The 23,685-nt window shown below is 52.1% G+C and carries 23 protein-coding genes; 8 read left to right on the forward strand and 15 right to left on the reverse strand.

Features of this window, described 5'->3' with window-relative positions:
* From EJQ19_RS00840 to EJQ19_RS00885, 10 genes are all read right to left on the reverse strand, one after another.
* On the reverse strand, window positions 1-836 hold an 836-nt coding region (locus EJQ19_RS00840), incomplete at its 3' end, for an SPFH domain-containing protein (protein ID WP_126139320.1).
* Window positions 837-901: 65 nt separating this feature from the next.
* The gene (locus EJQ19_RS00845) at window positions 902-1,699 is read right to left on the reverse strand and encodes a TPM domain-containing protein (RefSeq protein ID WP_126139321.1); all 798 of its coding nucleotides are present in this window, start codon (window positions 1,697-1,699) and stop codon (window positions 902-904) included.
* Window positions 1,696-2,730, reverse strand: a complete 1,035-nt coding sequence (locus EJQ19_RS00850; protein ID WP_126139322.1) for a TFIIB-type zinc ribbon-containing protein — start codon at window positions 2,728-2,730, stop codon at window positions 1,696-1,698. Before EJQ19_RS00850 ends, EJQ19_RS00845 begins: the two co-directional genes overlap by 4 nt.
* 4 nt (window positions 2,731-2,734) lie before the next feature.
* Entirely contained in the window at window positions 2,735-3,433 is a 699-nt protein-coding gene (locus EJQ19_RS00855; protein WP_126139323.1) for a PspA/IM30 family protein, read from the reverse strand.
* Between the two features lie 197 nt (window positions 3,434-3,630).
* Entirely contained in the window at window positions 3,631-5,823 is a 2,193-nt protein-coding gene (locus EJQ19_RS00860) for a histidine kinase dimerization/phospho-acceptor domain-containing protein (protein WP_126139324.1), read from the reverse strand.
* Window positions 5,801-6,502, reverse strand: coding sequence for a response regulator transcription factor (locus tag EJQ19_RS00865; RefSeq protein ID WP_126139379.1), 702 nt, complete (start codon window positions 6,500-6,502; stop codon window positions 5,801-5,803). The genes EJQ19_RS00860 and EJQ19_RS00865 overlap by 23 nt, the downstream gene beginning before the upstream one ends.
* Before the next feature lie 205 nt (window positions 6,503-6,707).
* A complete protein-coding gene (locus EJQ19_RS00870; RefSeq protein WP_126139325.1) occupies window positions 6,708-6,962 on the reverse strand; it encodes a hypothetical protein in 255 nt (84 codons plus the stop codon).
* A 169-nt stretch (window positions 6,963-7,131) separates the two neighbouring features.
* Window positions 7,132-7,737, reverse strand: a complete 606-nt coding sequence (locus EJQ19_RS00875) for a DUF2231 domain-containing protein (protein ID WP_126139326.1) — start codon at window positions 7,735-7,737, stop codon at window positions 7,132-7,134.
* Window positions 7,738-8,581: 844 nt separating this feature from the next.
* Window positions 8,582-9,421 carry a M56 family metallopeptidase gene (locus tag EJQ19_RS00880; RefSeq protein ID WP_126139327.1) on the reverse strand — a complete coding sequence of 280 codons (840 nt, stop codon included), beginning with the start codon at window positions 9,419-9,421 and terminating at the stop codon, window positions 8,582-8,584.
* Between the two features lie 2 nt (window positions 9,422-9,423).
* A complete protein-coding gene (locus tag EJQ19_RS00885) occupies window positions 9,424-9,840 on the reverse strand; it encodes a BlaI/MecI/CopY family transcriptional regulator (RefSeq protein ID WP_126139328.1) in 417 nt (138 codons plus the stop codon).
* A 187-nt stretch (window positions 9,841-10,027) separates the two neighbouring features.
* Here EJQ19_RS00885 and EJQ19_RS00890 point away from each other — a divergent pair, with 187 nt between their 5' ends.
* Window positions 10,028-10,792, forward strand: coding sequence for a pirin family protein (locus EJQ19_RS00890; protein ID WP_164716246.1), 765 nt, complete (start codon window positions 10,028-10,030; stop codon window positions 10,790-10,792).
* A 92-nt stretch (window positions 10,793-10,884) separates the two neighbouring features.
* Complete coding sequence (locus tag EJQ19_RS00895; RefSeq protein ID WP_126139330.1) at window positions 10,885-11,715, forward strand: (2Fe-2S)-binding protein; 831 nt, start codon at window positions 10,885-10,887, stop codon at window positions 11,713-11,715.
* 369 nt (window positions 11,716-12,084) lie between these two features.
* Here the strand turns inward: EJQ19_RS00895 and EJQ19_RS00900 are convergent, their stop codons facing one another.
* Complete coding sequence (locus EJQ19_RS00900; protein WP_126139331.1) at window positions 12,085-12,690, reverse strand: HD-GYP domain-containing protein; 606 nt, start codon at window positions 12,688-12,690, stop codon at window positions 12,085-12,087.
* Between the two features lie 278 nt (window positions 12,691-12,968).
* Between EJQ19_RS00900 and EJQ19_RS00905 the strand changes: the two genes are divergently transcribed.
* A complete protein-coding gene (locus EJQ19_RS00905) occupies window positions 12,969-13,919 on the forward strand; it encodes a tyrosine-type recombinase/integrase (protein ID WP_126139332.1) in 951 nt (316 codons plus the stop codon).
* Window positions 13,920-14,748: 829 nt separating this feature from the next.
* On the opposite strand, the gene EJQ19_RS00910 is transcribed toward EJQ19_RS00905, so the two are convergent.
* Both EJQ19_RS00910 and EJQ19_RS00915 read right to left on the reverse strand, forming a co-directional pair.
* Window positions 14,749-15,606, reverse strand: a complete 858-nt coding sequence (locus tag EJQ19_RS00910) for a DUF72 domain-containing protein (protein ID WP_126139333.1) — start codon at window positions 15,604-15,606, stop codon at window positions 14,749-14,751.
* An 80-nt stretch (window positions 15,607-15,686) separates the two neighbouring features.
* On the reverse strand, window positions 15,687-16,673 hold the full coding sequence (locus EJQ19_RS00915; protein WP_126139334.1) for a cation diffusion facilitator family transporter: 987 nt from the start codon (window positions 16,671-16,673) through the stop codon (window positions 15,687-15,689).
* 304 nt (window positions 16,674-16,977) lie between these two features.
* Here EJQ19_RS00915 and EJQ19_RS00920 point away from each other — a divergent pair, with 304 nt between their 5' ends.
* The 4 genes from EJQ19_RS00920 to EJQ19_RS00935 all read left to right on the forward strand — a co-directional run bounded on the left by EJQ19_RS00920 (window position 16,978) and on the right by EJQ19_RS00935 (window position 19,617).
* Window positions 16,978-17,310 carry a PadR family transcriptional regulator gene (locus tag EJQ19_RS00920; protein ID WP_126139335.1) on the forward strand — a complete coding sequence of 111 codons (333 nt, stop codon included), beginning with the start codon at window positions 16,978-16,980 and terminating at the stop codon, window positions 17,308-17,310.
* The gene (locus EJQ19_RS00925) at window positions 17,303-17,821 is read left to right on the forward strand and encodes a DUF2812 domain-containing protein (RefSeq protein ID WP_164716247.1); all 519 of its coding nucleotides are present in this window, start codon (window positions 17,303-17,305) and stop codon (window positions 17,819-17,821) included. The genes EJQ19_RS00920 and EJQ19_RS00925 overlap by 8 nt, the downstream gene beginning before the upstream one ends.
* Window positions 17,822-18,033: 212 nt before the next feature.
* On the forward strand, window positions 18,034-19,314 hold the full coding sequence (locus EJQ19_RS00930) for an ArsB/NhaD family transporter (protein ID WP_126139337.1): 1,281 nt from the start codon (window positions 18,034-18,036) through the stop codon (window positions 19,312-19,314).
* Window positions 19,315-19,338: 24 nt separating this feature from the next.
* The gene (locus tag EJQ19_RS00935; protein WP_126139338.1) at window positions 19,339-19,617 is read left to right on the forward strand and encodes a hypothetical protein; all 279 of its coding nucleotides are present in this window, start codon (window positions 19,339-19,341) and stop codon (window positions 19,615-19,617) included.
* An 86-nt stretch (window positions 19,618-19,703) separates the two neighbouring features.
* Here the strand turns inward: EJQ19_RS00935 and EJQ19_RS00940 are convergent, their stop codons facing one another.
* The gene (locus tag EJQ19_RS00940; RefSeq protein ID WP_126139339.1) at window positions 19,704-21,137 is read right to left on the reverse strand and encodes a SulP family inorganic anion transporter; all 1,434 of its coding nucleotides are present in this window, start codon (window positions 21,135-21,137) and stop codon (window positions 19,704-19,706) included.
* A gap of 129 nt (window positions 21,138-21,266) precedes the next feature.
* Between EJQ19_RS00940 and EJQ19_RS00945 the strand changes: the two genes are divergently transcribed.
* Window positions 21,267-22,448 (forward strand): cation:proton antiporter, encoded by a 1,182-nt coding sequence (locus EJQ19_RS00945; protein ID WP_126139340.1) that lies wholly within the window; start codon window positions 21,267-21,269, stop codon window positions 22,446-22,448.
* Between the two features lie 41 nt (window positions 22,449-22,489).
* On the opposite strand, the gene EJQ19_RS00950 is transcribed toward EJQ19_RS00945, so the two are convergent.
* Window positions 22,490-23,533, reverse strand: a complete 1,044-nt coding sequence (locus EJQ19_RS00950) for a potassium channel family protein (protein WP_126139341.1) — start codon at window positions 23,531-23,533, stop codon at window positions 22,490-22,492.
* Window positions 23,534-23,685: the final 152 nt, after the last annotated feature.

Below are 23,685 nucleotides of genomic sequence, written 5' to 3' on the forward strand. Positions count from 1 at the left end.
ATATTCTTCATCATTTCGTTAGCCATATTCATGCCCATCATCATGCCGGCCATGTCAGCAGCTGTACCGCCGCCATGCACCTTGCCCGATGAGATGCCATCTGTCATGCTCACCTGCTGATACCTTTGCAGATCGCCGATCATGCCCTGAGAAGCGGTCTTCGTAATCATATCCTGAATTTCTTGCGGATAATTGAAGCTCATGACCTGAAACCCCGTGATTGCGATTCCGATGTCACTCATTTCCATGTCCAGATCCTCGCGAATCCCCCTCGCAATATCCGAGGCATTCGCCTGCAGATTGAACATGTCCTTGCCCTCGCGACTGATCCACTTCATCAGCAGCTGATCCAGCACAGCGGTCATTCGAATTTTGACATCCTCCACCAAATAACTTTGCTTAATTCCCGCGACCTTATCGATCAGCACCATATAGTCATTCAGCTTAAAAGTGAACGTGCCGTTGGCGCGAATCGGCATCCCGCCCGGAAGCTGCGGCGTCGGGATCAGGACCGGATTCTGCGTGCCCCATCTGACGGTAAATTCCTTCGTGTTCACGAACAGAACCTCGACCCGCAAGCCGCTGTTGAAGCCGAATTTGAAGCCCTTCAATGTCGATAGGAAAGGAATGATTTCCGAATCGATGCTGAATGACCCTTCCTCCTGGAAAATCCCTTCCACCTTGCCGTTATTGATGAAAATCGCATCCTGCCCGGATCGAATGATAAGCTTGCTCCCCTTTTTAATTTCCCGGTTGCTCCACTTCCAGAAAATCATATCATCCCTGAATTCTTCCCATTCCACCACGTTTGAAAATTGATTTCCGAACAGTCCCATTATAGGCTCATCCCTTCTATATTCAGCATGTCATTCGTTCATTATCAAGCAGTCGTTCTAGGAAGTTAGAAAGAACCTTTGCTTCCACTGTGCGAATGGCCGCCACTACTAACGCCACCACCACCGCCGCCTGAACCGCCGCCATCGTTCTTCGAAATTTTGCTTTTCGTTATCGTTGTTCGAATGTACTGATCCGCATGATCCAGTACGGCTGATGTGCCTGAATCCTCATACGTTGCCCGGTTCACCGTAATCCGGCCGCCGGAGCGGTAAACCATGATGCCGACGATCAGCCCTCCGATGATGACAGCCGCTCCCACCTGAAACCAAAGGGCAAATAAGAGGTTATCCGGATTTACGCCGGGTTTATACCCCATATATTTATGTGCAAGTGTCATATACCGTTCAAAAGCCTGTTTATAATGCCCGCTCGTCAAATCCGGCGAAATCGCCTCTCTGATTAGATCCAGCCTGCCGCTGTCGAGGGAATCTTCCGCTTTCGCAAAGCCAGCCAAGTAAACCTGCCGATTCTTCATATCCATCGTCAAGATGACGGCATTGCCGTGAGCCTTATCATAACCAGGTGCTTGATCGTCATAAAAATCCTCTGTGATCCGCTGAACATCCTGGTTCGCTTGGTTCGTCGAAGTAAAAATAATGATGTCCGTCTTTCTTTCGGCCCCATATTGATTAGCCAAAGCGTTCAGCTCAGCTTTATCCTGCTGGCTAAGCAGATTCGCTTGATCATAGATCAGATTTTTGGACTCAACTGCCGCCGCTGTGGACCCGATGGGTATCGTCAAGCCTGCCAAACAGCCAACGAACAGGTAGAAAGCTGCGAGAATCCCGACATATTTTCTCATAGAAACCCGCCTCCCATCATCCAAGCGACAACCTTCAAGGACAAGAAAGAAACAGCAGATATGCCTGCAAACCATGCGGTTACCTTCGCCTTGCTGAGCGGGGGTTTACCCACGACCTTCCCCGTCTGACCATTCATTGCGAACGTGTATTCCGTCCGGTTAAAATTGTATTTCACCATCCATACAGGAAGCAGGACATAGTCGGCGTGTTTCAATTTCGTCTGAATTTGCTTGTCGGTATAGCTGACACTGTTGTACCCGGATACCGTCGAAGAAATATAAGCATCGATATAGGAACTGATTTTTTCCTTGGCGCGAGGGAATAGCTGTTCATCGGTATAGCTGTATTTCTCCGCTACATAACCGGCTAGATACGGCGTCTTGAACGTTTTCAATTCCTCGTATGGAAAAGGCTCCAGTTTATCCATCAGTTCATCGTTCATTTTCTCTGCTGCATCGACCGGCAGCCGGGCATAATCCAGACGAATTTTGCGATAGAAGTTAAAATGCTGCGTTTCCGTATATTGATAATCACTATCCGCATAGACCCTGACCTTGGTCCCCTGGCCATGCACCTCAATGCTGTTATGCAAATCATACAGCCAGAAAGGGACGTACATCCCCGTTATTCCCGCTATGCGATCTGCTGTCATAAAACCTTTGGGCGTCAGCAAGCCGTTCCTGCACCATTTCTTGAACGCTGCCGTCGCCGCCTCCTTCGTGATGGAGAAGGGAATCACCATCACCGGCGCATAATGACCGGTCAACCGGTCGCTCAGCATCACGGCGGAACCGCAAAAACTGCAAGCCGTTGCGCTCGTCTCCGGTTCCGTCACAATGACCGCTCCGCAGCTGGTGCAGTGATACTCCTTCACCTCATTTTCCGCAAACGTCACCTTCCTCAGCGGATCGGGAATTTGCTCGATATTCTCCTGTCGCCCGCAGCCGGTGCAAGATAATGTCCCTGTGACCGCATCGAAAACCATACCGCTGCCGCAGCTGGGGCACTTGTATTCAATAACCGCCTCCATAGATTCACCTCGACTTTAGTCTCTCCTTGATTGCTGCCAGCTCATCTTCCACACGGGTCGTCGCAGGTACAGCCGTATCCGCGTTGGCATCCTTCTCGAGCTGAGCGATTAACACATCTATATCATCTTCCTGTCTGCCACCCCTAAGTTCGGCCAGCGCCATAGCTTCATTTAACGCCAGGTTCGCTTGCTCTTCCATCGCGTTAAGCGCAGCGCGTGCACGTCCCGCAGCATCGTTGCCGGCATTGATTTGCTGCTGTACCTTGGCAGCCGCCATCTTGCCTTTCAGCTCCGCATACCGCGCCTCCAGCTGGGTTAAATCGGAAACCAGCTTCGTCTGCATCTGTTTCATCATCGCTGCTTTTGCGGAAGCTCGGGTATATGCGGCTTGCAGCTCTTCGCCTTTTTCCGCTTGCTTCGCCTTCTTTTCCAAAAACTTCAGCGCCTTCTCCTCTTCACCCGACTCTACGGACTTCTCAGCATACCGCTGCAGCTTCCTAACCTCGGTGATGCACTCGTCCAGCTCCCGCTTTGCCCTGCTCTCATCCGCCAGCATCGCAGCCGTCTCCGCTTTCACTTGGCCCAGATCACTGTTCAAGCTGCGCATATACGCATCCACAACCTTCTCTGGATCGTCAGCCCGGTCTAATAAGCCGTTCATATTGGCCTTCATCACGTCCCTAAACCTCGATAAGATCCCCATAACCCGTTCCTCCTTCGAAAGGTGTCATTGGTTTCAGTATAGCAGAAAATTCCACGATTTTTCATAAAGTGGGCGTAAAGAGAAGGCAAAAGGACAGCCGTTTGGGGGCTGTCCTTTTGAAAGAATAGGGGGTGAGCATCGCTTGGCAAACATTGCACCCATTTCAATCTTACACTGGCTTGTTTCTGCTGAACCCGTCACCCCTCCGCGCGCTCCGCCAACTCGAGGCGCTTCTCGAACACGGCGATCACCTTGAACTGATCGCCGTCGATGTCGATAGCGAGCGTGCCGCCCTGCAGCTCGACAATGCTTCTGGCGATGGCGAGGCCGAGGCCCGAGCCTTCGGTCTGCCGCGACTGATCGCCGCGCTTGAAGCGCTCGAACAGCTCCTGCGCGTCGAAATTCAGCTCGTGCTGGGAGATATTTTGGATGATGAAGGTGATGCGCTCGGCATCTTCCATCAGGGACACATACACCCGGGTGCCCGGCAAGGCGTATTTGAGCGCGTTGGCGATGAGGTTCTCGAAGACGCGCCACGTTTTCTTGCCGTCCAGCATCGCATACATGTGCGGGTAGGGCACGTTCACGCGAAAGGTCAGCGAAGACGCCTCGATCTTATCGCTGAACTCGGCCAGTGCTTGCGTGAGCAGCGCGGCGACGTCGACTTTTTCCCAGTAAAGCTCGGTTGCGCCGCTGGCCATTTTGGACGCTTCGAACAGGTCTTCGATAAGCACTTTAAGCCGCTGCGTTTTCCGGTCGAGCACCTCCAGATAGTGGGCGGACTGCTCGCCAGACAAGCCTTCTTTTTTCAGCAGATCCACGTAGTTAATAATGGACGTCAACGGCGTCTTGAGGTCGTGGGAGACGTTCGTGATGAGCTCGGTTTTGAGCCTGTCGCTCACCCTCTGCTTTTCCAGCGATAGTTGGAGCCCGTATTTCATATTGTTGATATGCATGGCCATACGGGAGAGTTGCCCCCGCCCCTTAGCGGGCAGCATCACATCGAAATTCCCCTGCGCCATCTGCTCCACGCCTCGGATCATGGCCCGCAGCTGTTTCACCTTGCGCATCAGATAAGGGAGCACGATGAGCAGGAACAGAATGTACCAAGCGAACGTGAAGACGACAACGACAGCTTCCGCTTCGGAGGCTGCGACCACCACCGGCAAAAAGCCCATGATGCCGACGATCAGCGTGAACACCAGCAGTTTGAACCACAAGCCACGCTGCTCCAACGAGTCCTGAAGTGTGTGCCAGAACGAGGACGTCAAGCTGCGCTGCCATTCCCAAGCCAGCATTTCCGGGTCCTGGAGCAGCTTTACCGCCCCGCGCAGACCGCTGCAGACGATCAGCAGCAGCACAGCCGCAAGCGCCACAACGAGTACCTGATACAAACTGACGTACGTCGGCGCTGCGTAAAAGATGTCATTTTCCATCACCACGCCGAACAGCGCAGCCCCTGCAATAAACGTCGCCCATGCCCGAACGTCGAGTGGAAACACGCGGGCCATCACCCTATGGTAGACTTCCGTGCTGAAGTCGGCCCTGCGATATTTGGCAACATACGCGCTCAACCCCAAGGTTAGGAGGAGAATGCCGATAAATATGTAGACAGAATTCTTGGCTTCCCGCTGCATCGAAAGGTACGAGAGATAGTCGCTTTGTATATTCCCGCTACCGATAGTCGGATATAGAATATAGAGCGTGCCCCTCATGGGGTCCGCCCCATAAGCGTTCAAATAGCGCAGTTCCCGGCTCGGCAGCTCCACGGTATGCATCATGCTGCGCTGCGCCTGCGCCTTCTGCCACACATCGTTCGACACGTTGCTGAACGTTTCCGCCGTTCTTTCATTTTTCACCGTGTAGTACACGGAGGTTTTATAGCTGTCCAGGTTTTTCCTTGCTACAGCAAATTCTTTTTGCTTCGCCTCGACGGCGGCTTTGAACTTTTCCTCGAACGCTGCATTCTTCTCCTTCGTCAGCTCCTGCAGCTTCGCGTCCATCTCGGCCTCGAGCCGATCTACTTCGTCGTTGTCTCCACGGTTCTTGGCGGTGTCGATCCGCGAATCGTATTTCTGCTGGATGTTGTTCCAACGATCCTGCACTAAACGCTGCGCATCCTGCTCCAAATTGTAGTAGCTGTTGTTGCCGATCTGCTCTTCTCGCGATTTCTCGCTGAAATGCGGCGCTTCGATATGCACCTGCTGAATCAGGGCATACAGATTGCTGATTTCGCGCTGGAAATCCGCGCTTTTAAAGTACGCGTCCGCCCCAAAATACTTGCTGTCCCGATACACATTCGCCGCGGCGAACAGCGTCAGCGTCCACATCACAACGACTGCGCCGAGCAGGACGAGCGAGACCGATCTACTTCTCCATTTTGTAACCAACGCCCCACACCACCTTCAAATATTTCGGATCTTTCGGATTAATTTCGATTTTTTCCCGGATTCTTCGAACATGCACAGCTACGGTGTTTTCGGCGTTAAAGGCAGGATCCTTCCATACCTTCTCGTAAATTTCGTCAATTGAAAAAACACGGCCTTTGTTCACCATCAGCAGCTCCAAAATTTTGAACTCCGTCGGGGTCATGCGAACCTCTTCACCGTCCACCGTGACTTCCTTCGTCACCTGGTTGAGGACAAGCCCTCGCACGCAGAGTTCCCCGGTTTCGGAGGCCTCCACCCCGTAATGCCCAAGCGCCGTGTAGCGTCTCAGCTGCGACTTCACCCTGGCGATCAGCTCCAGCGGATTGAACGGCTTCGTCAAATAATCGTCGGCGCCCACGTTCAGCCCGAGAATTTTGTCCGTGTCCTCTGTTTTCGCCGAAAGCATGAGGATCGGCACGTTGCAGGTTTCCCTGATTTTGAACGTCGCCTGAATCCCGTCCATCTGCGGCATCATGATGTCGAGGATCACCAGATGAATCTCCTTCTCCTCCAGCATTCGGATCGCTTCGCGTCCATTGTTGGCCTTGACGACCTCCATGCCTTCGCCTTTCAAGTAGATTTCAATCGCTTCCTGAATGTCGACATCGTCGTCGACCACTAGCACCTGGTATTTCGTCACGTTCCACGCACCCTTTTCCATCATTTCTCTCTACTCCCTGTGCAAGCCTAATGTTAATCCAAACAATTTACGAAAAATCGGATATAATTCTTACGAATTTATGAAGAGGAGTCCGTTATGTAGGTTGGTAGAGTTAGTGTAGCATAGGCGGACAAGCCGAAAAACCCCCGAACCGATTGCGATTCGAGGGCTGGTACTAAAAATCCTATTGCAAATTGTTAAGCCGATTCACTTCCTCATCAAGTGCTTCATTGGCCTGTTGGACCTCAGGGCGATCAGACTGATCGTTGAGTTGGACAAGTGCATTGTTCGCTTGCTCAATGGCGTTCAACGCCTCAACCTCCGTCTGTGCTGTCGGATGCGACAGTGCGTGGGACACGGCGTTGTGCGCGTTTTCGACCGAGTTTTGCGCGGAAGAAATCGGGTTTTGGGCTTGTAGACTGGAATCTTGTTGCGACATAGTTCGTCAGCGACCTCCTCAAGCATAATGGCATACCTTGCTAGGTTGAGGAGTTTGGCTTCATTTTATGCGTGGATGGCTGCATGCAGATCCGGCTTCTGCTTGGTCGCGATTTCACAGAGCACCGACAGGTTTCCAACAACACCGCCGGTCGATATGCGCGGCGACTTTACTTGGCAGGCACAGTGGACGCTTGTCCGCCTTGAGTTTGCCCGCCGGTGCCGCCAGGTCCCCCTTGGCCTTGTCCTTGGCCTTGACCTTGGCCGCCCGCTCCGCCTTGTCCCTGGCCAGGCCCTCCTTGCCGCTGCCCGCCGAATTGTTGTTGGCCATTTGACCCGCCACCAGGTCCGCGGAACTGCCCCATACCTGGCCCGCCCTGCATGTCGCGGTGCACCATTTTACCGCCAAGATGGCCGGTGTAGCTCACAAGCACCACCACGGCAAGCGACAGGATCAGATAGATCACGTTCTGGCCAAGCTCCAGCTTCTTCCACACGAGAAAACCGACACGAACCACCGCCAATACAATCGACAGCAGCATCGTGATCTGTGCGAATTTTTCATGCGCGCCGACTCCCGGATTCGGAGAGTCCGGTCCTGTCAGCACACTGGCGATTGCGCCAAGCGCGCCCACGACCAAGCAGAGCATGCCGGCCGCATGCCATTCGTTCTTCCTGAAGATCAGCGCCAATACGTCAAATACAAAACTAAAAATCAAAAGTGCAATCGGAACGTGCGTAAAAATAAAATGCGCATTTTTAATGATATAGTCCACTGCGACACCTCCGCCAATTGGAAAATACTACACACTACATAGTGTAGTGTTTGTGGGGAGGGCTTGTCAAATGTTTTATCTGGTTGCGAGATGATAGCATGTGATTGATCAGACACCTGGGTGCGATTGACAAGCTAGTTCTTGGGATTATGCTACTTATATGGGGCAAGAAATAGAAGGCTGGGTTCTGGCTAACGGGTGCCAGAGAGCTTATTTGGGCTCAAACGCCCTGAAAACAAACTTAACGGTTGCAACAATGGCTATTTAGAGCAAAACCATTCCGAACTCGCCATTTCCGGACCAATAGCCTCGCCGGCAACCGTTAGGTGCGCATGACCACCCGTTTTACCTGATATAGCCACTCCTACAACCGTTAGACTGTCGGTCATAGCGACGAGCTACGTAGTTCCTGCAATTATGCAGGAATCGTCCCGCAACAACGGCATTTTCCGCAAAATGCCTGCGATAAAGCAGGTTTTAGGAGCTGAATCCGCTCAAAAAGCGGGTCCGGGCCAGAATGCCTGCAAAATCGATGGCATTTCATCGAAGCAAGAGCAGAGACGAGGAAATTCATGCAGATTCGCACGTTTGGATCACCCCCGATCCACATACACCTCTCTCGCATCCGGCTGCTCAGCGGCGCATGTCCGCCTCAAGCGCCGGCTGCCAAAGGCCTCCGGCCTGCCTGGCTGGGCGCATGGCGAGCGGGCCCGGCCCGCACTCGCGCTCGCCATGCAGCGTCGCCGCCCGAGGCGCTAGCACAAACAAGCCTAGCCCGAGCGTCAGCCAGGTCTAGGCCTCTTTGGTGTTGGGCGGCACAGCCCCCAACGTTTAAGCACAGGGGCTAGATCAGCCCCTGCAGCAGCACCAGCGCCGCGACGGAAAGCGCGAGGCGGGCAATCGGCCACCGCACGTCCAGCGGCAGCTCAGGGTCGAGAATGTGACGAATGCGCAGATTCATCGACGATTCGGCAAAAGACGCATGCGACATCGCCATATGCAGCGTCGTTTTCTCGCGCAGCATTTTCAGCAGCGCACTGCCCAGATCGGCCGATTGGGCCATCTGCCCAATCGCGAATTTGTCGGCGCGCAGCTCGATCATGATCGGGTATTTGTGCGACATCCACGTAAACATCGGGATGTAGCCCATCGCCTTCGACATCATGGTCAACAGAAAAATCCCCAGCGGGTCCCGGTACCGCACGTGACACTTTTCATGTTCGATCACGGCGCGCAGCTCGCTCTCTTCCAGCATGGCGATCAGCCCCGTCGACAGCACGATGCGCGGCCGCCATAACCCCACGGTCATCGCCAGTGGCGATGCATGCCGGATGATGCGCAGCTGTTCCGGCCGAAGACCGGAACGAGCGGCAATCGAGCGGGTCTGCTCGGACGCATGCAGCTTCCGGATGAATCTGCCGGCTTTGACCGCGGCCCATGCATGCTGCGCGGATAACCATGCCAGTGTCCCCCACGTCACCGCAATGAGCACACCGACAAACCTCATCGCGAAAGGCGCCGGCAGATGCAAATAGGTAAACAAGACAAAACACAGATCAAACAAATTGGGCATCGGCCTCAGATGAAAGAGATGCCCGATCACAAACTGCAGCATTTGCCAAAGCACCAGGCCAAAAGCGGCAAGAACCGCCGCGTACAGCCATTTGAATCGCGATTCCGTCATCGTTATCGATCCTTTTTCAAAAGTTTGATGTGCTGTTCCAATTGGTCCAGCAGCTCTGGGTCCACCTTGTCCAGCGCATCCACCATATGAGTGACGGCCAGCGGACCGAATTGTTCAATCAGGTCGTACGTCAGCTCTTTCGACTGCGTCTCCATAAAGGCGTCTCTCGTGACGACCGGCTTGTATTTCGAGGAGCGGCTCTCCGCGTTTTTGCTTAAAATCCCTTTGTCCACTAATCGATTCATCACCGTCATCACCGTGTTGAAGTTCATAACTTTATCCTCATCCAATTTGAGCTGGACATCCTTAATCGTCATCTCCGCCTCGGCCGACCATAGAACCTCCATAATCCGGGCCTCCAGCGGACCGAAAAAGCGGTTCAAGCCCGTTTCTCTCAGCTTAAAACTCTGCATTTTCATACGTACACGCTCCTTACTGATTAAATTGTAGAGGTGCTGCGGGGAAGAAGTCAAGCGGTGATCGCGGTGATGGTGTGGTTGTGAAGCGTGCTCAACCATCCCCCTTTGACAGGGAGAGAAAAAAGTTTTATAATACTTACATAAAGTAAGTTATTAAATAATATTTAGCGTAGAGGGGTGCATGGTTATGGCGATTCGCGTATTTTCTGTAGAAGAACAAGGCACTGGCGCATTCGACGGCGGCAAGTTTGTGGAACAGCGTGCAATCTCTTTCCCCGGCGAGAAAACGGCCGTAGATCGGGTTGGCCCTTTATTTTATTGGGCATGGGGCAAAGCATCAGACGTGTCGGAGATCGGCATGCATCCGCATAAAGCATTTGAAATCGTCACGTACGTCATCGACGGTCTGGTCGAGCACCGCGATTCACTGGGGTCCTTGGAAACCGTAACGAACGGCGGCGCGCAGGTGATTCAAGCAGGATCGGGCGTCTACCATGCCGAAGCATTCCGCCGGGCAGGCAGCGAAGCGATGCAAATCTGGTTCGAGCCGCACTTGAGCCAATCCGGTAAAAAGCCGGCCACCTACCGTCAATATAACCACGAGGAGCTGCCAACGGCGCAAGTCGACGGGGTAACAGCCACAACCGTCATCGGAAGCCATTCCCCGATTGTGATTGACGCTGACGTCCGCCTATACGATTGGGATCTGGCGGCTGGCGCCAACTACAGCTACTCGCTGCAGGCAGGCCGCTCGCTGGCCTTCCTCGTCATCCGCGGCAGCGGCACCATGACCGGCGATGAGGAAGCGGTGCTTTCGCACAAGGATTTTGTTGTCACGGAAGCGTCAGCAGAGGCCACACCGCTTGTGTTCCAAGCTGCGGCTGAGCAAGCACTGCGGCTGATTGCCATTGACGTGCCAACCGATCCCGGCTATCCGTTATACCGAAAATAATATGCGCGGCGAAATTGACAGCCTCTCGCGCCCTCCAGTATGATCGAAGTAATCGATTGTGATAACGATTATCATTCTTACATGGGGGCGTGATGAGGTTGGCCGCGGAACGGCATGTTGATTTTTCAATCGTTGAACGCTATTTGCATATTTCCCCGCAAGGAATGGATAACCCGCTCGTTCGCATTCCAGGGGCACAACTGCTGGAAGAAGCGACGATGCGTAGACTGCTCTCGCAAGGCCAGACGATGCTGAAAGGCAAAGGTCTCGATATTGCCGCTTCGCACATGGGCTTGACGATGTTCAATGTCATTTCCATGATGTATCTCTTCATGGCGCAGTACAACTTATGGCTCTCCCTGCTGCCGGAAGATTTGGAGTTCCAAATTGAACAGCACGACGATCACGCACATGCGGGGTTCCAGCTGTTGGCGCTGCGTTGGAAGGAAGTGCCGCTGGTGGACCGCGCTGCGTTCATCGAGCAGGAAATGCGCACACTGATGCAGACGCTCGTCATCCCAGTCATCAACGTCACTGCCGCGAGCGCCAAAGTGAATCCGTCGATGATCTGGAATCAGTTCGGGGCGAGAATGGTGTTTTTGCGGGATTTTGTGCTCGAAAATGACCCGAGACCGCACGTTCGTGAACAATTCGTCCATGACTACGAAGTGCTGTCCAAGCAGCTGACGCCGGACGTGTTTGAACGCAAAACCAACCCGTTCGACCATGAGCCGACGTATTTGTCGAGCCCTTACGAAGAAGGCAAACGCGTCATTCTTCGCTCATCTTGCTGCTTCTACTACCGCCGGGAAAACGGGGAAAAATGCTTCACTTGCCCGCTCCTTAACAACGAGCAGCGCGAGCAGATGCGCGAAGACATCACGCGCCAGCGCACCGCCGCATCCGAGGCTACCGCGGGGTAAACCGCGCTAACTGTTGTCTCGGGTGCTCATAGACATGCATGTAATTTCCCAAGTTCCGCCTCATTTCGCCTATTCTAGGGCTGGATCCGCTAATTTACCTGCACAAAATGCAGGTTGTGTCCCTGGAATTGGCAGCATGGGCTTTTTTAGATGACTTTATGCAGGTAAGACTGCTGAGAATCACCTTTGGACGAAAGCGATCGTTGGAGGCCACTATCCTAATCATCCCACACCCTCTGGTGCCGCACTGCGGCCTGGATTTTACGACACTCAAGCCAAATACCCCCGCGGCAATTGAGCGCTGTGCTCCGCCAGGGGGGTATCTCGACTATCCAAACCCTTCGCCTAGAAACCGTTCTCCTCCTCGTCCTACTTGCCTTCCTGGCATAGTAACGCTTGACCGTCGTATACTCCTCCGTAGGACGGAGCCAGTGTCAAGAACTTTTGGACATATTCGCTATCAAACTGCGTACCGCTATGGAGCAGCAGCTCCTCTACCGCATCATGGATTGGCATTCCTTTACGGTAGGGACGGTCGGAGACCATGCTATCAAAGGAATCGACAATGCCACAAATCTGAGCCAGTACGGGAATATTTCTGCCGCCCAGGCCCAGAGGATAGCCTTTGCCGTTCAAGCGTTCGTGATGAAAATGGATGATGTCAATAATCTCGGGCTCTACTTCGTAATCGAGAAGTATTTGTGCGCCCCACTGTGTGTGCTGCTGCATGATTTTCCATTCGTGGGGGCTTAGTGCCGACGTCTTAGTTAAAATATACTTGGGCACAAACATTTTTCCCACATCATGCAAATATCCCCCAAGAAGTAACCACTTGGCTTGCTTCTCATCCAGACCTAACGGAGCTGCCATTGCCGCGCACAACTTCCCAACCCTCACACTATGCTCATACGTGTTCAGGTCTTTTTTCAGCAGTTGCTTCATCACGTCTTTGTAGAGGCAATCCTTCACCAGCATCTTCTCCTTTCATCCTACAGCCTGGCGCAAGAACCGATACATTCAATCCCTCCGCACCATCAGTCCCTGCATAATAGACCAGTCGAACTTTGTCTGCTTCCTTTGTACATTGGCTAAGTAAGTGGACCTTCTCACAGTACTTTCCATACGTTAGCATGATTGCCTGCATGATCTCCGCTCGAAACGATTGTTGAATTTTCATTACATCCAAATCATGGTAAAGTGAAGATTCGCACAATTATCGTTGTTCGAATCATTCAGGGAGGAAAAAGCTTGTCATGTTAAATTCTGGAATCATTTCTCGGCAATTGGTTCAAATCCACAACAATGGGAGCTACTCTAACGATCAAATCGTCAATATGTTTTTCGCAGCCTATCCACGCTCTAAGTATACGGTACGCAATTATCGAAGCGCCTTTGACAAGTTTCGAAATTTTATCGGGGACAAGTCTTTAAACGATGTGACCTGGAAAGAGGTGGAGATCTACAAAATCGGATTAATGGAGGGACTTTTAGGCAAGAAAAATAAACCTAAGGCTCCAGCTACTGTTGCTATTCATATAGCGCCTTTACGTACTCTATATAAGTGGGGAAGCGACTCCAATATCGGCATTTTCCAACACAATCCACTAACCAGCGTCAGGACACCCAAAATATCGGTCACAAGCAAGAACAATTACTTAACCAAGCGTGAGGTTATCCGGCTTTGTGAGCAATTGAAAAAACAAGGTCAACGTGAGTACTTGATCGGATTAACCTTGATCCTGCTCGGACTTCGGGTATCCGAACTGGTTGCAATGGAGTGGGGCCATTTTCATACCGACCCTGAAGAAAGCTCGATGTGGCTGACGGTTTACGGAAAAGGCGAAAAACAACGCGAAGTGAAGATACCTCCATTGCTTTGGAGTTTATTCACGAAGTACTTCCCTCCACTTACGCAAAAATCTGCAGCGTCAGATAGAAAGATATTTCCGTTGTCCGTCAGGCGCATTGAAAAGATGATTCAAACAGCACGCGAGCAGTGCGGCTTAGAAAAAAAGGTCACGCCTCACTGGCTGAGACATACCAATGCTACTCTGGCGCTGCTAAACGGGGCAACTTTACAGCAAGTTCAAGAATCATTAGGGCATTCGCATATCAACACTACCCAGCGCTACCTGCATACGGTGCAACAAATTGAAAAAGCTGCTCCCGATTTTGTGGAAAGCAGCCTGAAAGATAGTTTGTAGAAACTTCCAGAATCATAGGTCACTTGAATTGTCTGGTAAAATTTAATATAATGCACAATATCGGATTATTGTAGAAGTAAATCATAATATGAAGGAATTTCATAGAATATGTCGAACAACGATAATTGTGCGAATCTTAGTTTACTATACTTTCATTTATGAGCATTCTGCAAAATTTCTAATCTTCATCGGCGACACTTCTTGCACACGACTACTTTGTATTGAATTTCTCTATTTCATACATCGTTGTAAACGACCTATCGTTTCCTGCAGCGGCTCTCACCACCATTACGCCAATTAACCTTCCGGGTTAATTGGCCTGCAAGCTTCTCCTCATGCTCCTGCTTCTCCCGAAATGGCCTTTCTTACGTTTGATTTCACTTCCATTTTCCCTACCTTGATACTAGCTCAACAATCTAGCTTTCCATCTCCGAAGCTTAGCTTTAGTATAACTGATCTATTACCTCCTATGGCTTGGGCAATGTGAAGCTAGCAGCTTAAATTTCGCACTCTAGCGGCTACCGACATAGTCAGTATGCCACAGATGTCAAATACCCCCGCGGCGGGGCGCTATGTCTTGCGCTCCGACACGAGGGTATTTTGCTGTTCAGGCTTCCGACTAGAAATCGTTGTCATCTTCATCCCATTTTCGGGAGTAGGCCTTCTTCGTGACCCAGATCGTCAACCCGATTACAATCAGAATCGTAATAATGCTCAGAATAATGGTCAATACCATACGGAAACGCTCCCTTACTGTCTGTCCGGATGCTCTGCCACCTATTGTAGCAAAGTTGAGCGGCTATGGCACCCTGTCTCCGTCCAATCCCCTTCACTCAAACAGCGCCATCTGCTCCGGCGGCTCCGGCGGCAGTTCCCTTCGCTCCTGACCGAGCATCTCCATCAACTGCCGCGCATTCGCGGCCGCATCTCCGCCTGAGTTGTTGTTGAAAATAACGCACAACTCCTTGCTCTCCCGCTGCAGCTTCTCAAGGCGTTCTTTCCACGCCAGCAGCTCCTCCTGGCTGTACTTATACAAGTACCGCACCGCGCGCCAATCGTCCTGCCCGTTGTTCGTCCACCCCGGCGCATTGCGCCCGTGAAAACGGACTACCGTCAGCGCCGGGTGCGTCGCCTCCGGCACAATCGGCACCGAGCCCGGCATCACCTGCGGCTCATCGCAGACGCTGTGCGCCCAGCCTTCGTCTCGCATGAACTGCAAGGTTCGCTCCCGCATGCCGGGTTCGAACCAGCTTTGGTGCCGGAACTCCAGCGCGAGCGGCACATCGTCCATCCGCCGCCTGGCGGCGCGCACAATCTGCACATGCTCTCGCGTGCAGTCAAACCAAGGCGGGTACTGAAACAGTACCGCCTTCAATTTGCCCGCGTCGATCAGCGGTTCCATCGACGCCCTGAAATTCCGAAACAGTTCCGCCATGTCACTGTCCGAATACTTGACCTGCGATTGCCCCGTCATGCCTTGGAAGGCCTTCACCAAAAAAGTAAAATCCGCGCTCGTTTCCGCCGCCCATTTCTCAAACATCTCGGGCTTATGAATCGCATAGTACGAACTGTCGACTTCCACCGCCTTGAAATAGCGATTATACGTTCTCAGCTTATCCGGCTGGCGAATCCCCGGGCCATAGATCAGGTCGTGATCCCCCCAGCCGGCCAGGCCAATCGTTATCATAAGCTCTCCGCTCCGATCCCCGCGCAGCCGGCTCCGAAACTGCGACGAAATAAGGTATACCGCAAACTTCCCGCAGCTCCCTAGACCCGGCTCTCCACCGGCACCCAGTTGGTTACGCCGTTATCTTCAATAATGCCGATGGTCACGTCCGTAATGTCCGGGTCAAGCAGCAGCTTGTCGCGAATGCGGAACTTAATATCGTCGGCATCCGCCAGCGATAATCCGCGCTTCAGCTCGATCAAGCCCTCAACGTGATAATAACGGCCTTCCTGCAGCACACGCAGTTGGTAAATGTCTGTGACCTGTTCATTTCCAAGGATTAGCCGCGCAACCTTCGCTTCCACATCCGGAGGGGCCGCTACACCGATCAGACCGACCATATTGTCATACCCGACGCGGAACGCAACGCCGACCATGAGGAACCCAATAAGCATCGTCGCAAGTCCGTCGAATACAGCAAGATCCGTGAATGTGGTGACAACGACCGCAATCAAAGCCAGCAGCGAGCCGGTCGTCGCGACCAGATCTTCATAGAATACAAGACGCGTCGGAGGCGCCGCTCGCTTCACATTCCGAAATGCAGCGGCAAAGACCGCCACCCCTTTCGCTTCATTACGGGACTCGTGCACGATCTCTTTCATCGCTTTCACGAGCACGTAGCCATCAACAAGAATGGACAGAATCAGAACGACAAAATTTAATATAAAGCCCGACGAGTGCTTCACAGGATGGGCAATTAAATGAAAGCCCTCTTTGATGGTTTCATAAGCCATGACCGTCACAACAATTACGGCGACCATACAAAATATATTTATAACCCGCCCGAATCCAGTTGGAAAACGGCGAGTCGGTTTCTTCTCTGCAAGAACGCTGCCGACAAAAACAAAAGCCTGATTGATCGCATCGGCGATCGAATGCATCGTAGAGGCGAACATCGCGCCATTGCCTGTCAGCACGGCGGCGACCCCCTTAACGATCGCAATAAACGTATTGCCAATGGCTGCTGCCATCGAAGAGGTGTTGCCTTTTTTAACTAACTGCCAAAAACTTTCCTGCTCTGATTCCATCTGAACGATGATACCTCCTGTTATTTGTTATGACAACTACATACGCGTGTCCGCCTGAAAAGTTCCAACCGCAACCGGCTACGCCTGAACCGATTGCCCAATGGCTCCACCTTCTTTCCGACGGATTTTAGGCGGCAAATTTTCCCATGCCGCCACGCTTGTCCTGTGATTTTACCCAAAAAAGCGCGAATTTTCAAATAGATCTAGAATGCCCATTGCTTTTTATATCGAGCCTTGATATACTCACGTTACGATATATCATAACACGATATAACGAATCGCGATGCAAGACAAGGAGCCTCCCATGAGCCAAGGAAAATTGTATCAACACTACTTGCCTATGTCGGAAACCGCCTACTATATATTGCTTTCATTGACTGAAAATCGCCACGGTTACGGCATTATCCAATTCGTCGAGGAACTGACCGGCGGTCGGATTCGTCTAGGTCCCGGAACGATCTACGGCAGTCTCTCGCGCATGGAGAAAGACCGGCTGATTGCAGCGATTGCCGAAGAAGACCGACGCAAGCTGTACCGGATCACGCCTAGCGGAATCGAGCTGCTGAAGCTTGAAATCGCACGGCTCAAAGAGCTTTACGAAAATTCAAAACTGCTGGAGGGATATGGAGATGAGTGAAATCAAACACGTGTTCAAATGGTGGAGCGCAGGCCGGTCCGATCTGCTTGAACGGTGGCTCGAAGACATGGAGGCGCAAGGCTGGCATCTGGATAACATTGACCGTTTGGGAACCCGCTTCCGATTCAAGCGCGGGGAGCCGCGCAAGATGAGCTACTGTGCTGATTATCAAATCCGAAAAGACCCCAACTATATTCGGATCTGCGAGGATGCCGGCTGGCGGCAGTATTATTCCGGCAGCGGCTGGTATATCTGGGGCATCCCCTATGAGGGAGCCAAACGTGCTCTGTTTACCGACAGCGACTCGCTTATCGAACGTAACAATCGGCTAATTGGTCTGTTTGCCTGCGTGCTTGCTGGGCAAGTTCCGATGATTACCATGAATTGGGATCGCCCTGCTTTCCTATATTTTCTCATTCTCTACATTCCTCTGCTGGCGCTGATTGCTGGAACGCTCATTCAACTGGCTGCCGCCAACAAACGGCTGAAGCATAAAAAGAACGGGTTATAGCGGGTCCATGCGAAGTCGAAGATCTGTTCCTGCAAGTGCTTTTTTGCCCAAAAGTCTTTACTTGCCCTGCCTGCCCCTGTATAGTAAAAACTGAAATCACATAATGCACGTTCCGGAGGAGTCTGTCAAAGCAGGCTTCTTTTTGTCTTTTTTCGGACATAGAGCGCCACTCCTCTGGAAAACCTATGCAGAACACTATTCTAGGAGGCTCTATGGAAGATCAAGCTTACTGGGCAATCGGCATCTTTGTGCTCATCTATGGCATTATTATTTCTGAAAAAATTCATCGTACCATCATCGCCATGGCAGGGGCCGTCCTGATGGTCGCCTTCGGCATCGTCAGCCAGGAAACGGCGGTGCATCATATCGACTTCAATACACTAGGCTTGCTGGTCGGCATGATGATTATTGTGGGTATTACGGCCGAGACCGGGCTATTCAAGTTTGTCGCCTTGAAAGCCGCCAAACTGGCGAAAGGCAAGCCTAGCCGCATCTTAATCGCTCTCGTCGTCATTACAGCTGTCTGCTCGGCGTTTCTGGACAATGTCACTACCGTTCTGCTCATGGTTCCGGTTACGCTGAGCATCACCAGACAGCTCCGTGTACATCCGTTTCCCTTTCTGTTCACGCAAATCATCGCTTCCAACGCGGGAGGTACGGCAACGCTCATCGGTGATCCTCCCAACATTATGATCGGGAGCTCCGTACCAGAGCTGACCTTTATGGCATTCATCGACAATTTGGCTCCGATTGTGCTCATCATCATGGTGATCTATATCCCCATCTTTCTGCTGCTTTTCGGCAAGCAAATTCGCTCCACGCCTGAACTGCAGATGAGCATCCTGAATATGGATGAGAATGCCATGTTGACCGACCGCAAGCTGCTATGGAAATGCCTGATCGTGCTGGGAGTAACGATTGCCGGGTTCTTCCTGCACCAGAGCATCCACCTGGAATCGGCGACTGTCGCCCTCGCCGGCGCATTCCTGCTGCTGCTCCTAACTGGAGAGCGCATGCTGGAGCCTGCGCTGCACAGCATCGAATGGCCGACAATCTTATTCTTCGTCGGATTGTTCGTACTCGTCTCCGGGCTGGTGGAGACCGGGGTCATTGCCGAGCTTGCTGCCAAAGCGATTGAGCTGACAGGCGGCAATGAGGTTGCGACCTCCATGCTCATTCTATGGATGAGCGCAATCGCCTCTGCCTTCCTGGACAATATTCCCTTCGTCGCCACTATGATTCCCATGATTCACGAAATGGGTAACATGGGCGTGAACAATCTGGAGCCGCTCTGGTGGAGTCTCGCGTTAGGGGCATGCCTTGGCGGCAATGGCACACTGATTGGCGCCAGTGCCAATCTAATTGTAGCAGGGCTGTCCGGTAAAGAAGGATATCCTATTACATTTATGAAGTATTTGAAATTCGGTCTACCTTTGATGTTGTTATCCATTGTACTGTCAAGCTTCTATATTTATCTGCGTTATCTTATGTAATCATAAAATTGGGAGGTGCTTGCTATGCTATCCTACACGTATGATGCCAGCCAGCTCACGATTCAAGAATCACAAAACGGCGACGACATCGAATTCCGGATTCATGTACTTGGCGGAGATGCCGTTGACGGGCAAATCAAGGGGGTACAGCATGATTTCGAGAACAATCATGTGCTGACCGATGTCCTGTTCTATGCTTACAAAAATCACGACTACCAATTTATCGTACGCCCGGATTTCTACGACGATTTCCTGCTCTCACTGATGAAACATCGTTTGCTGACCGGACTAACGTGGACGTAAATTAAACGGAAGGTACGGCATGCAAAAAAGAAGCACGGCGTTCAAGAGAACTACCGTGCTTCTTCTTATGAAAATGGCTTCAGCGGCTACAAACCCGCTTGCTGAACCAGCTTCGTGCTCTCCTCGTTCAGCCCGACAAGCTGGATTTCGATGCCCAGCGCTTGATATTTTTGTACGGTCTTGGTAATCGCCGTCACTGCTGAATGATCCCACACGTGGGAACTGCTGAAATCGATAATGACATGGGCAGGGTCTTCTCGATATGTGAACAGATCGACAAAATGGCTCATCGTGCCGAAGAACAACTGACCCGTAATCCGATACACCTTCGCCCCTTGCGGGTCGATGTGCGTAAGAGTTTTGATGGTGGCAGATTTCCACCCAAACGTAAGCGCGCTGAGGACGACGCCGGAGATCACACCGATGGCGAGATTCGACGTCGCGACGACAATCGCCACCGTCACGACCATGACGAGGGCGTCGCTGCGCGGGATTTTGCCCAGTGTGCGAAGCGAATGCCAGTCGAACGTACCGACCGACACCATGACCATTACCCCGACAAGCGCGGCCATCGGAATCTGCTTCACCACACTGCCGGCAACGAGAATCAGGAACAGCAGGAACACCCCCGCGACGAACGTCGATAACCGTGAGCGCCCACCGGATTTGACATTAATGACGGTCTGCCCGATCATCGCGCAGCCGGCCATGCCGCCGAAAAAGCCTGTGATGATATTGGCAATGCCTTGACCGCGAACCTCTTTATTCTTGTCGCTTTTCGTCTCAGTCATTTCATCCACGATCGTCGCCGTCATCAGCGACTCGGTGATACCCACGACCGCGAGCGCCAGCGAGAACGGCAGAATATGGCCGATGAGGGACCAGGAAAGCGAAATATCCGGAATGTGGAAGAACGGCGGTGCCTGCGTAATATCGCCCATATCGCCGACGGTGCGCAAATCCAGATGGAACGCGACAGAGAGGATTGTCATCACGATGATAGCAACCAGCGCCGATGGCACTGCCTTCGTAACAAGCGGCAGTCCATACACAATCGTCAACGTACCAGCCACCATCAGATACATCGCCCAGGTAGCTCCGGCGAAGTTCGGAAGCTGCGCCATAAAAATGATGATCGCCAGCGCATTCACAAATCCGGTAACGACGGAATGGGGAATAAACGTAATAAAACGGCCGAATTTGAGTATACCCATCAAATACTGAATGACACCGGTCAGCACCGTCGCTGCAAACAGCGTCTCAATGCCGTATTTGGCCATCAGCGGCCCCATGAGGGAAGCCATCGCGCCCGTCGCGGCGGAAATCATGCCGGAGCGTCCTCCGATGAATGAGATCGTCACCGCAATAACGAAGGATGCATACAAGCCGACCATGGGATCGACTCCCGCCAGCAGCGAGAAAGCAATCGCTTCCGGAATCAGGGCGAACGCCACCGTCATGCCGGCAAGAACGTCCTTGCGCACGTTGGAGAACCAAGCTATTTTCAATTGTACGAACAACCAAAACCACTCCTCTTTCATCAAAATTAATTGGTTTTCCACTCTCAGAAAAACCGGGGCCGATAGTCAATGGTTCTAATTATACATAGGTTTGGCAAGAAACGAAACAACAGATATTAGGAGGTTCCTATGATCCACTACTGGTTAGTGCTGACGGCGATTGCCGTAGCGATCGCATATATCGCTCACCTGATTAAGCAGCCTTACCCTACGCTATTAGTCATTGCGGGGCTGGTGTTGGGTATCGTCCCTATTAGCGCGCTGCACGACATCAAGGAATATGTTGCATCCGATCATGTATTCCAGACAACGGTCATTCTGATTTTCCTCTCCGCGCTCATTGGCGATGCCGCCCTCAAGCTGCATTTTCACGAGGTCAAAGAAAACAAGCGCTCCATTCTGCTGCTGGCGCTGCTCGGCACGCTGCTTACTTTCCTGCTGATAACGGTGCTCTGTCACCTGCTCCTCGGCCTTTCCTTGCAGAAGGCACTCGTCTTCGGAGCCCTGATGGCCGCTACGGACCCCGTGTCAGTGCTCAGTATTTTCAAATCACTTGGCCTGAACAAGCGACTCTCGATCATTGTCGAAGGCGAGAGCCTCGCCAACGACGGCGTCGCCGTCGTCCTGTTCAAAATCGCCTTAGTGACCACCGCGCTCAGCGTATCCGGCGTCACCAGCGGTGCCTTATCGTTCTTGAAGGTGATCGTCTTCGGCATCGCGATCGGGCTCATTGGCGGCTATCTCGCATCCCGCATTACATCGCGCATCGACAATTATCTCGTCGAAATCGGACTCTCCATCGTGCTGTTCTATGGCGTATTCGAAATTGCCGAAGCCTTTCATCTCTCCGGCGTCATCGCCGTCGTCTTCGCCGGTCTGATTCTCGGCACTTACGGCAAGAACGTCGGCATGTCCGATACGACGCTGGAGAAAATGGATTCCTTCTGGGAGGTGATCGCCTTCCTCGCCAACGCCATTATCTTTTTGATGGTGGGTCTTGAAATCTCCAACATCAATTTTGTCGACAAATGGCCGGAGATTGGCGGCAGTATACTGATTGTACTCGCGGCAAGATTTATCGCGGTATACGCAAGTCTGGCGCTTGACCGCACCGTTCCCGAAGCATGGAAGCCGATTATCGCCTGGGGCGGCCTGAAAGGCTCCTTATCCATCGCCTTGATTCTGAGCGTCAGTCCCTCCTTCGAAGGACGTGACTTGCTGCTGGCCATGACATTCAGCAATGTCGTGTTCTCTTTGCTGGTGCAAGGGACGACGTTGAGTAAACTGGTCAAAATATTAAAAGTCAAATAAAACATCCCCGGGCTGTATTAAAGTCCGGGGATGTTCTACGCTCAGGAAACAATTGACTGTCCTATCCGCACATACGTTTCATAATCGCAAATGACGAACAGGCGGGCATCGGGCGGAATCGTCTCCTTCAGCCGCTTGTTAATATCGAGGCGGTCACCTTCGGCAATCAGCGTCGCCCCCTGACGAAGCAAGGCGTGGAAGGCCTCTTCAAATGTCACCCACTCCGACTGCTTCGGAATCTCATACAAATCTTCACCGTCCGGGGTTCGCGTCAGCAATTGGGAGACAATCCGGGAACTGCCGGGATTAAACGCCGCGCGCACCGCCAGTTGGGAAATCGTCTCGCTTCCGAATATAAACTCATCCACATGAATATGCTCAAAATTCGGCAGATTCCGCTTGTCCCGCACCTCAACAACGGTGTACACATGGCTGTAATTGCGCTCAACGGTTGCGGCGACCAGCAGTGTCCGACCGTCCACATAAGACGGATCGCGCACCGTATTCTGATACATCGTCACCTCATCGGCGAAAATAAATACGGCTTTGGCCTGCCCGGTATTCGCCATTTCGAGTGTCTCTACATGTTGAGGATTGCCTTGAATATAATGGACCCGCTCATGCCGAATCGGGCTTCTCTCCATCATGTCGATCAGCACAATTTCCGCCTGCGGATCCGTTTGCAGAATCTCCTTCATGGCATTGTCCGCATGCTGCGTCCAATCAATCAATACAAAGTGACCCTCACCTGAATATTTCAACTTCCCTTCCTCCCTCCGTCGCTGGTACACGAACAGCGCATCGACCACTTTGCTGATGGTAATGGAAATGATGCCAATGCCGAACATATACACAACAATTCCTAAGCATTTGCCCGCAACCGTATGTGGATAGAAATCGCCGTAACCCACCGTCGTCACTGTCGTCATGACCCACCAGAACCCGTTAAAGCGTGTTTCAAAGGTGTCCGGCTCCATCGCATACGCCAACAGGGCACTGAAGACGATGAAGAGCGCAGCGCACAGCACAACAAGCCAATTATTCAGGTGAATCAGCCGTCGCAAAAATTTTGCGAAGAAAAGCATCCTGTCCCCTCCCGCACCCATCCTAATCTTTCCAATACGTTTATTGTAGCATGAAATGAATGTAAATATTGCGAAGAGACGGGGCAAACAACTGAGCAGGGCAGGCTCTCCATTCGTTTGCATGCAAACGAAAAAACCTCCCGCTGATTCGG

Source organism: Paenibacillus whitsoniae, assembly GCF_003955665.1.
Classification (GTDB): Bacteria; Bacillota; Bacilli; order Paenibacillales; family NBRC-103111; genus Paenibacillus_E; species Paenibacillus_E whitsoniae.